Annotated in this window: 8 protein-coding genes; 5 read left to right on the top strand and 3 right to left on the bottom strand. The window is 50.9% G+C overall.

The genetic code is table 11. From position 1 onward, the window contains the following. The 3 genes from KR51_RS11005 to KR51_RS10990 all read left to right on the top strand — a co-directional run. The coding region (locus tag KR51_RS11005) for an NAD(P)/FAD-dependent oxidoreductase (RefSeq protein WP_022607706.1) at positions 1 to 833 on the top strand (833 nt) is incomplete at its 5' end. 1,272 nt (positions 834 to 2,105) lie between these two features. Then, positions 2,106 to 4,319 carry a TonB-dependent receptor gene (locus KR51_RS10995; RefSeq protein ID WP_198016759.1) on the top strand — a complete coding sequence of 738 codons (2,214 nt, stop codon included), beginning with the start codon at positions 2,106 to 2,108 and terminating at the stop codon, positions 4,317 to 4,319. Beyond that, positions 4,303 to 5,313: an ABC transporter substrate-binding protein gene (locus tag KR51_RS10990; protein WP_022607701.1), complete on the top strand. Its 1,011-nt coding sequence runs from the start codon at positions 4,303 to 4,305 to the stop codon at positions 5,311 to 5,313. Before KR51_RS10995 ends, KR51_RS10990 begins: the two co-directional genes overlap by 17 nt. 925 nt (positions 5,314 to 6,238) lie before the next feature. On the opposite strand, the gene KR51_RS10975 is transcribed toward KR51_RS10990, so the two are convergent. Both KR51_RS10975 and KR51_RS10970 read right to left on the bottom strand, forming a co-directional pair. Further along, the gene (locus KR51_RS10975) at positions 6,239 to 6,649 is read right to left on the bottom strand and encodes an ExbD/TolR family protein (RefSeq protein WP_022607698.1); all 411 of its coding nucleotides are present in this window, start codon (positions 6,647 to 6,649) and stop codon (positions 6,239 to 6,241) included. Further along, positions 6,633 to 7,301, bottom strand: coding sequence for a MotA/TolQ/ExbB proton channel family protein (locus KR51_RS10970; protein WP_022607696.1), 669 nt, complete (start codon positions 7,299 to 7,301; stop codon positions 6,633 to 6,635). Before KR51_RS10970 ends, KR51_RS10975 begins: the two co-directional genes overlap by 17 nt. Positions 7,302 to 7,682: 381 nt before the next feature. Between KR51_RS10970 and KR51_RS10965 the strand changes: the two genes are divergently transcribed. Both KR51_RS10965 and KR51_RS10960 read left to right on the top strand, forming a co-directional pair. Then, positions 7,683 to 8,309: a hypothetical protein gene (locus KR51_RS10965; RefSeq protein WP_156915089.1), complete on the top strand. Its 627-nt coding sequence runs from the start codon at positions 7,683 to 7,685 to the stop codon at positions 8,307 to 8,309. 63 nt (positions 8,310 to 8,372) lie between these two features. Next, complete coding sequence (locus KR51_RS10960; protein WP_156915088.1) at positions 8,373 to 8,891, top strand: hypothetical protein; 519 nt, start codon at positions 8,373 to 8,375, stop codon at positions 8,889 to 8,891. Positions 8,892 to 8,905: 14 nt separating this feature from the next. On the opposite strand, the gene KR51_RS20680 is transcribed toward KR51_RS10960, so the two are convergent. After that, a partial coding sequence (locus tag KR51_RS20680) for a hypothetical protein (protein ID WP_040655984.1) occupies positions 8,906 to 9,154 on the bottom strand: 249 nt, incomplete at its 5' end.

Below are 9,154 nucleotides of genomic sequence, written 5' to 3'. Positions count from 1 at the left end.
CCTTGGCCAACACCCATAACATTGCCAATTATCCAGGGGTAGCAGGTCATGTGGGCGGGGACGCGCTTTTGAAAGTTATGCGCGAGCAAGCCATTTCTTTTGAAGCCAACTATCAACGAGCTCAGGTGTTTGGTATTGACGTGCAAGGGCCTTTGAAAAAGGTCTACACCCCAGAGGGGACATTTGTTAGCAGAGCTCTTGTCCTCGCAACGGGTGCAATGGGACGTACCTCTTCCATCAAGGGCGAATCGGAATTTCTGGGCCGAGGCGTGAGCTATTGTGCGACCTGTGATGGGGCATTCTATCGCGATCGCGAGGTGGCAGTGGTCGGCCTCAATCAAGAAGCCGTTGAAGAAGCACAGTTTTTGACAAAATTCGCCTCAACCGTACACTGGCTAACTGCGAAGGCCCCTCAAGATGGAGACGCTCATGTCCGCAGTCTCTTGAGCCAATCAAATGTCAAGCATTGGAACTCGACCCGCTTACTTGCGGTTGAAGGGGATACGTCCGGCGTGACTGGTATCAAGATGAAAACCAAAGGAGAGGCAGATCTCAGCACGCTCGCAGTTGAAGGTGTCTTTGTTTACCAAAGTGGCTCGAAGCCAATTACCGATTTCACCGGCGACGCCATAGAGTTGAAAGATGATGGCGGTGTCAAAGTTGACGAAACGATGGCAACGAATATTGATGGGGTTTGGGCCATTGGCGATATTCGCAATACCCCCTACAAACAAGCTGTTGTGGCAGCAGGGGATGGCTGTATTGCAGCCATGTCTATCGATCGCTTCCTCAACCATCGCAAGCTCATCAAACCCGACTGGGATCATTCTTAGAAATTTGAATTGTCAATATTTAACTTCGTTCGGTATGGAATGGTGAGCGACCCCAGTCATATAGGATCTGTTGCTATTCGGGATTATTGTGGAAAACCTCTAGAGGCGTTGCCTTGGAGTCCGCTATTGAATTTTTGTCCCGATGCGATCGAGCGAGTCCCACTATCGCTGCTAGGAGTTTTCCTCATTCGCTATCGCGATAACCCAGCAGAATTTAAGCCAGCATGCGCGCTCTATGTCGGTCGAGCCGAGCGTTGCCTGCGCCAAAGTCTTCACTGTCAGTATCAAGGCGATGGTAATGAAGCTTTAGTGAATTTCGTACGCGCGAATCCATTGGGGATATTTTTTCAATATCTTTGCTGTTTAGATTACCGATTTGCCGAAGCACATTTACTCGTAGCCCTTGACTATCCACTGTGCAATATATCGACCTAACACTTCTTCATCTGTGCGCAATACTCTATTAATGAATTAATAACTCAATTAGTAGTGGCGAAGAAATGAGAGTGGGCTGAGACAAATGACCGCGTTGCCGAGGGGGGTCGACGCAAAGTCAATCACCATACACAGGACTCTTGACCCGAAACCATCGCAGGGTCGAAGTCTGGTAACTTCGACCGGCAAGACCGGAATCGCCATCAAATGCTAGCTGGATGGTTACCTGTGGTTCGAGATCGCCCGTCGGCCATACTTCCGACCCCATACGCGAGCAAGGCTGGATACGTCGATCTGGAATAATGCGCCAGATGCACACTCCTCGCTCATCACACCATTTGACACTTATTTGCATGTAACCTATTCTTGTTGAGAAGATTTCTTATCAGGTGCTGGTATTTTGGCAACTTGGTAATCTCAGAATCCACTTTCTTTGTTTGGTGTGACGTTTGGGCAATGACTTCGAAACTCTTGAGCCTTGGTTTATTGACGGCTGGCTGGCTGGCGATCGCAACATCGGCACTAGCACAAACTCCCGATCCAATCCCAGCTTTGCCTCAATCTACTACTCCGGTGCGGCAGCTCTCCCAAAATCCAGCTGGGACTAACACGAGCGTAATTACTGACTTCCGCGTGGTAAACACACCTGATGGCCTATCAGTTGTGCTGGTGTCCGATGGCGTCATCATTGCCGATCCGCCGGAAATCGTCGGCAATGCCATCATCACCACTATTCCCGATGCCACGCTGGACTTGCCCAGCGGCGCCGCATCCGAACAATTCGATCCGGCTGATGGCATTGCCTTAATCCAGATCTTCAACTTGCCCGACGGTGGAGTGCAAGTAGCAATTACAGGGGCTGAAGCACCACCTGAAGTGCAATTGAGTGCTGCAGCTGGAGGCCTCAACTTTAACGTGATTCCCAGCCAGGCAATTGCTTCCACCGACGATGACGACGCCATTCAGGTGGTGGTTTCAGCAACGCGTCGCGAAGAGGATATTCGCGATGTCCCCCGCTCCATCACCGTCATCGATCGCGAAACAATTGAGAAGGAATCTATCTTAAGCAACGACCTCTCTGACTTGCTGGGGAAACTCGTGCCCGGCTTTGGACCACCCAACCCTGAAGGGCGTACCCGCGCCCAAAGCCTGCGGGGCCGGGAAGCCCTCATCCTGATTGATGGCATTCCCCAAAACACCAATACGTCTTTTGGGACCGAGTTTTCCAGTATCGATCCTTCGGCAATCGAGCGTATCGAAGTTATTCGCGGCCCCAACGCTGTCTACGGCGACGGAGCTACTGGCGGCACCGTCAACATCATCACGCGAAAACCTGCTGATGAGGGCATTCGGTCTACCGCTGCAGTTACGCTGCGCCCAGATTTTCGCCGCCTCAACGAGGGAGGCTTCGGTTACAAACTTGATTATGGCCTTTCTGGTCGTGAAGGTCGCTTTGACTTCCTGATTAACGGTGCCTTTGATACAGAACAATCGACGTTTGATGCTGAGGGCGATCGCATTCCACCCAACGGTCTCTCCAACGAAAATGAAACCCTTAACTTTTTAGCCAAAGCTGGTATTGAAATTAATGAAAATCAACGCTTAGATTTTAGCTTCAATATCTTTAATAATGACTTTGATAGTGAGTTTATTTTCGACCCAATTGTCTTTGAAATTGAAGGGCTTCAGAAGGCTAGAGCACTACGGGTTGGTGAAATCGACTATGATGACTCGCCCGATCAAACAGTCACGAATATCTCTTTAGCTTACAAACATGAGGATATTATCAATTCCCAACTGGGCTTCCAAATTTACTATCGGGATACCGACCTTACGCAGATCACTAACGACATCCGTCCCTTCTTCCCACCCAACCTCTTCCCCGAAGCCCCCAGAGTCTTCCAGACCAATCTCGAAAACCAAGAATTTGGTACGCGCCTGCAGATTGATACGGAATTGAGCGAGCGCTTCAGTTTACTCTGGGGCGTAGATTTTGCCCGTGAGGAAAACGAAGCTTTGTTTAATGACATCGATCCCGATGCCTTCGATATCGATCGCAGAGCAATTGTCACAGCCCGCCCAACCCAAACCCCCTTCTACACCCTGGAAAATCTGGGCCTGTTCGCACAGGGACGTTGGGATATCAGCGATCGCTGGCTTTTCAATGGCGGCTTGCGATATGAAAATATCAGAGCCAATGTAGATACCTACACGGCATCGCCATTTTCACCCGCAGCCATCGTCGGCCCGCCTCCCGAGATTGAAGGGGGAACGGTTAAGGATGATGATGTCACCTTTAATGCCGGTATCGTCTACCGAGCGAATTCTAATATCGAGGCATTCTTTAACTTCTCTCAGGGCTTTTCTCTCCCTGGCTTGGATGGCGTCCTTGGCTTCTTGCCAGAGGGTACGGATATCGAAAATACAATTGCCCTTGAGTCCCAAAAAGTTAACAACTTTGAATTAGGAGTTCGCGGCGACTGGGGCGATGTGCAATTTACTTTCGCTGGATTTTACAATGTTTCCAACCTAGGATCGGCGCTGATTAGAGATCCGGAAACTGGTTTCACTGTAGTTCAACGTGCCCCACAGCGCAACTATGGCATCGAATTCACTGTGGATTGGCAACCTGCCGATAAATGGCGTGTTGGGAGTATCCTCACTTGGAATGAAGGAGATTTCGATCCTGATGATGATGGGAACTTTGTTGCCTTGAGCTCCGTTAACGTACAGCCGTTATCCGCAACCGTATACATCGAGAACGAAACCTTGCCTGGTTGGCAAAATCGCTTGCAATCCTTGTTCATTGCCGATCGCGACCGTGCTTTTGAGGATGAAGTGGATTCCTTTGAAGTAGATGGCTACGTTCTCGTGGATTTCATTAGCACTCTAGACCTCGGTCGCAATGGCCGCTTGGAATTTGGTATCGAAAACCTGCTCAACCAGCAATACTTACCGGTCAGCTCTCAGGAGCGGATCGGTGGAGCGGAAAATCGTCGTTTTGCCGGTACCGGTCGTCTATTCAGTATTCGGTATGCCCTTGATTTCTAAAGCAGTATTGGTAGAGAGCGGTCAACTGTATTGGTTACGGAGGCGTTGGCGGCGCGCGATTGCCCTTGCCTTAGCGTCTTGTTGTGCCGTGGTCGTTTTGTCTGGTTGTTTGGGGATATCGCCTCCGAGCGATCGTGCCTTGCCGATGGGACCGTCGCGTACTGTCGTCGATGCAATCGGCCCCGTGGAGGTCCCCGAAACTCCTCAGCGCGTCGTAGTCCTCGACACCGCCCCGTTGGATGCGGCCTTGGCTCTAGGCACCAAACCGATTGGTTCGATTGTCTATGGTGAGGGGTTTCCTGCCTATCTGGGAGATCGGACGGATGGGATTGAAGTTGTGGGTCAGGGCAATGCTCCCAATCTCGAAGCAATTCTGAAGCTCAAGCCCGATTTGATCCTGGGCAGCACAATTGGCATCAAATCGATCTACAAGCCCCTCAGCCGCATTGCCCCAGTCGTCCTAACAGAGGGCAGCGGGCGATCGGGGGAGTGGGCCGAAAACTTTAGGTTGTATGCTGAAGCGCTTGGGAAAACTGCCGAGGCCGAACAACTCTTAGCGGAGCATGACCGAAAAATTGCTGCAATACGATCGCGTTTAGGCAATCCTGAAGACACAACGGTTTCGATTATTGGCATTCTCCAAGGGGAACCGTATTTCTACACGGCCAATAGCTTCTCAGGTTCTGTCCTCCAAGATATAGGCTTCTCCCGTCCATCCGCCCAAGCTCGTCCGCGTCGTTGGGCGGCTCGGGCCTCACGCGAAGACTTAGCAAGCCTCGATGGCGATACGATCTTTTTGGTTTACTCTCCGAGCCGCGATGGCGTTACCTCTCTCGATGAATTCGTTCGCGATCCCCTTTGGTCGAAGTTGGGTGCCGTCCAACAGGAGCGCGTTTACGAAGTCAGAGGTGAGGTATGGGCTGTCGGGCGCAATATCATAGCGGCAAATCAAATTGCCGACGATGTGGCGCAATTGCTGCTGGAAACGGAATAGGGATTGATATGGGGGTGAAGGATGGCATGGGGGTGGCAATCTATAAGTAGTGATGGGAAAAGTCCTACGTCACAACCAATCCATCATGACTATTAAGTAGAAACTTCCCTTTAGAGCCCGCAGGTATGTGATGTCAGTGCACCAAACTTGGTTTGACTGGGTAATGGCTAGCTCCCGAAGCAAATAGGGTCGAACTTGACGCCCTGGGTTGAATCGTGTCAGTTTGGGCTTGGTTTAGACGGCCTCAAACCTTAATTGGCGCATTAACAGCTGGACCCGTTTGTGCAGGATGACAGCTATGCAGCGGCTCCCATAGAAAGGAGTTTCCAAGTACTGTTGGTCAATCAATCTCAGCAAGATTAATTCTTCATTGGCAACCTCCTTGACTTGATGATAGAAGCTCGAACGGGGCACTCCCAATGATTGGTATTGTCGAACAATGCTCGGGCCTGGACGATCGACTACGAGCAAGACCTTTCGCAACTCAGTCCAACCGTTCTGACCTGTCGGCTGAAATCTCGCTCGACTTTTAACTTCTCAATCTGACGATAGAGCTCGTCAATCTGAGCTTGCTGGCCGTCCTCCTCTCTCTTGGCTTTCGTATTCCTGTCGAACAAAGAGTCAGTTTCCTCTGATAACTGTCGCTTCCAGTTATTAATCATCGTGGGGCAAACTTTGCACTGACTAGCCAATGCCGCAATGGGTTCTACACCTCGGACGGCATCCAATGCCACCTTGGCCTTGAACTGGAACCCTTAATGTTTCCGTCTATTGCCTATGAACGAACCCTTTCAAACTTTGAGTTACTCGGAACTTAGACGTTCATTTTGGCTGTCCAGTTTTTGGAATCCATTTCAGTGGATACCTCATGAGATTCAATAATCTTTTGTTAGGCTCCACCAAACCAGGAACACTCCCAAATACTCTAGTTTTGGAACGACTCAGTCGCAATACCCAGTTGTATTCCCTCAAGAGTTCGCAAACGGTCCATTACCTCAATGACACGCTCGTGAAAAACCTTCTTATCCGCCTCAATGCGCACAATCCCTATATCTCCAGCTTGCAGCATTTCCTCAATCGCCGGTCGTAGTTCATCAATCGCGATGGGTTTGCTGTTAAGAGCTAAAGTACCATCTTCTTGAAGAGATACGGTGAAGTCAATTTCATTGACCGGGCTTGCATTTTCAGCATTCGGCAAATTGACGGGAAGTCCTTCGTTTCGAGTCAAAAAAAGTGTTGAAAGCATGAAAAATGCCAGGATCGCAAAAATGACGTCGATCATTGGCAAAATATTAACTTCTAGAGTCTCTTCTGACTCATCATCCCATACGCGCATAAGACTCCTCCTCGGCTTTGCCCTCAGGGAGGGTGTCGCGGTAGTGCCACTCGTAAAGGATCTCCAGTTGACTGCCGTACTCCTGTAAGAGCGCTATTTGTCGCTTGTATATTCCACGAAAGAAATTGGCGGCCATTAATGCAAAAATTGCAACCACCATGCCCGCAGCAGTAGATACAAGTGCTTCACCAATCCCTCCCGTGACCGCCTCGGCATTTGCCCCAATCTCACCGATACGAATTGCCCCAAAGGAATGAATCAGGCCCAAGATCGTTCCGAGCAAGCCGAGTAGCGGGGAGACTGCAACGATCGTCTGGAAAACAGTACCGAATCGTTTGAGAAGAGGTAGCTCGGCCTGGGTTGCTCCTTCTAGGGCCAGTCGGAACTGGCTTGGGGATGCTCCATCGAGCTCCAGTGCTTCCAGGAAAATCCTTGCCATGGGCAGGTCGAGATGCTTTTTCAAGCGCCCGAGAGCCGCACTAGGATCGGTTCGGTATGTTTGCAGGATTCCACGTATCACCTGACGCTGGCGGCGGCTGACGCGGAGCCAAAAAACCGAACGCTCTACAGAAAGAGCGATCGCAGCAATTGAGAATGCCAGGAGGGGCACCATAACGATACCTCCGGCTCTGAATAACTCAGCAATAGACATTATCACTCCCGTTTTATCAAGCGCCTATTCAGACTCGGTGAGTTTCCCAGCCAGGTTAGGGAGTCACACGCACTTCCCACGCTTCTGTATGGCTTGACGGTAAGCTTGTTGAAATAATATGTCAAGTGAGTTATGGGAGTTTTCGAACCTCGGTTACTGTCACTCACTTCTGGATGCATTGAGTCTCCAGACTTGTAGGGCTCTCCAAGTATGGCTTGAGCAAACGCTACTTATGGGTGTGTACCCTCTGGCATCTCAGACCGCTGTCGATGTCAAGAACTTAGTTAGGAATTAAAATCACTCCAGGAGGGCAAGCGGGATCGCAACAAGGGAAACGTTAGTATGGCTCTTTCAAAAGACTGTCGTGCTCGAATAAATATATTGGCACGAACCGCGGCGGGGGCTGAAGCGTATGGGGCTGTGGGACTTCATCTGGGGCTCTTGCCGCTGCTGGTGATGCCAGAAGCCAAGATTACTGAAACTCCAGGGGAGATCGCAGTCCCAATTCCGACGCCACCGACACCCAACCCCATTCCTCGCCAAGCCACATTATCGGAGGTGGCAGCAGTCGATATTGCCCCACCTACTCCCAAGCTGTCGATTCCCGAGCTAGAGATTCGACCCGACCCCAGACCGAGCGCTCGGCCGACTGCAGAGCCGCGTTCTACTACCCCACGGGGAACGACGGGCACACCTGAGCTTGGCAAAACTGCTGTTGTTGCCCGCTCGGAAGCGATTGGGCAGCAACCGGCAACCGATGCGGGTTTGAATAACGATGCCGGCGAGTCGCGCGCAGCTCCGGGTACTACTGAAAGTGGCGGCTTCCGAACTGTCAGTTGTCGTCAGTGTGCCGAACCGAGCTGGCCACAGGCAGCCTTGGATGCTGGCCTCGAAGGGAAATCAACCATCAACATGATGTTTGATTGGAAATTCGATAGGGGCGGCCAAAGTGGTTCCCTCTCCAGAGGAACCCAGCCTTCCCCCGACGGATACGGAATTACCAATTAGCGGGGAATAGGAAGGATGAAAGGCTGCGCCTCCATTGGTATTGGTCTATTGAGTGTTTTAGCAATGGGCACGATTGGAGTTGATACCGCTCTCGGGCTGCCAACGGTTAAGTCCATTGCACTGGGTGCCAATCGCAATCTGCCCTGGTCCGAACCGGCACAAATTGACGATCCCTTCGAGGGAAGTTTTGTTGGCGTGTTCGACCGGCATATTTTTTTCGGGCGGTTTCTCAATACCAGTGCTCGCATTGAAATCCAGAGCCTTTGGGGACCCGAATCGATTCGGGTTTTGTCGATCGTGCGCGATCGCAATTGCCTGAGTCACTCGGTCAGGGGATTTTGCTCGGACTTTACAAATGCCCGTAACATCATCACGCTCTTGATGAAAATCGATGGGGAAATTTTTGAAGTCACCGGTCAAAACAGCCAGTTTCCCGTCACGCCCGAATTAGCAACCACCTTGCAAACCACTCCTGAGGAAGAGATCGCTATTCGCTTAATAACAGACAGCGGCGAAGTGATCGATAGCGAACTGGGGAAAGATACCGTTCGAGCTTGGAAAACGGTTTATGGCTCGCTTTGAGGCTAACTATTCCGTTAGCCTGAATTATTCACGAAAAGTAAGAAAAGGAAGCCCGAAACCTTGGTAGTATCGGGCTTTCCACGTTTTCTATGTTCTATTCTGCCATGACTGAGTCTGCACAAACACTTCCCTTCGATTTCCCCTCTCAACTCCCTCTCAACGTCCGCTTTCGCGACTTTCAACTCAGTTCTGACTCCGGTCTCCTCCTCGCTCGCCAAGCCGATGCCCGCCTTGGTCTTTCCCAACGTCTTGCTGACTGCCTG

The organism is Rubidibacter lacunae KORDI 51-2 (assembly GCF_000473895.1).
GTDB classification, from domain to species: Bacteria; Cyanobacteriota; Cyanobacteriia; order Cyanobacteriales; family Rubidibacteraceae; genus Rubidibacter; species Rubidibacter lacunae.
Note: the sequence above shows the minus strand (reverse complement) of the source record. Positions and strands in the feature narration are given on the sequence as shown.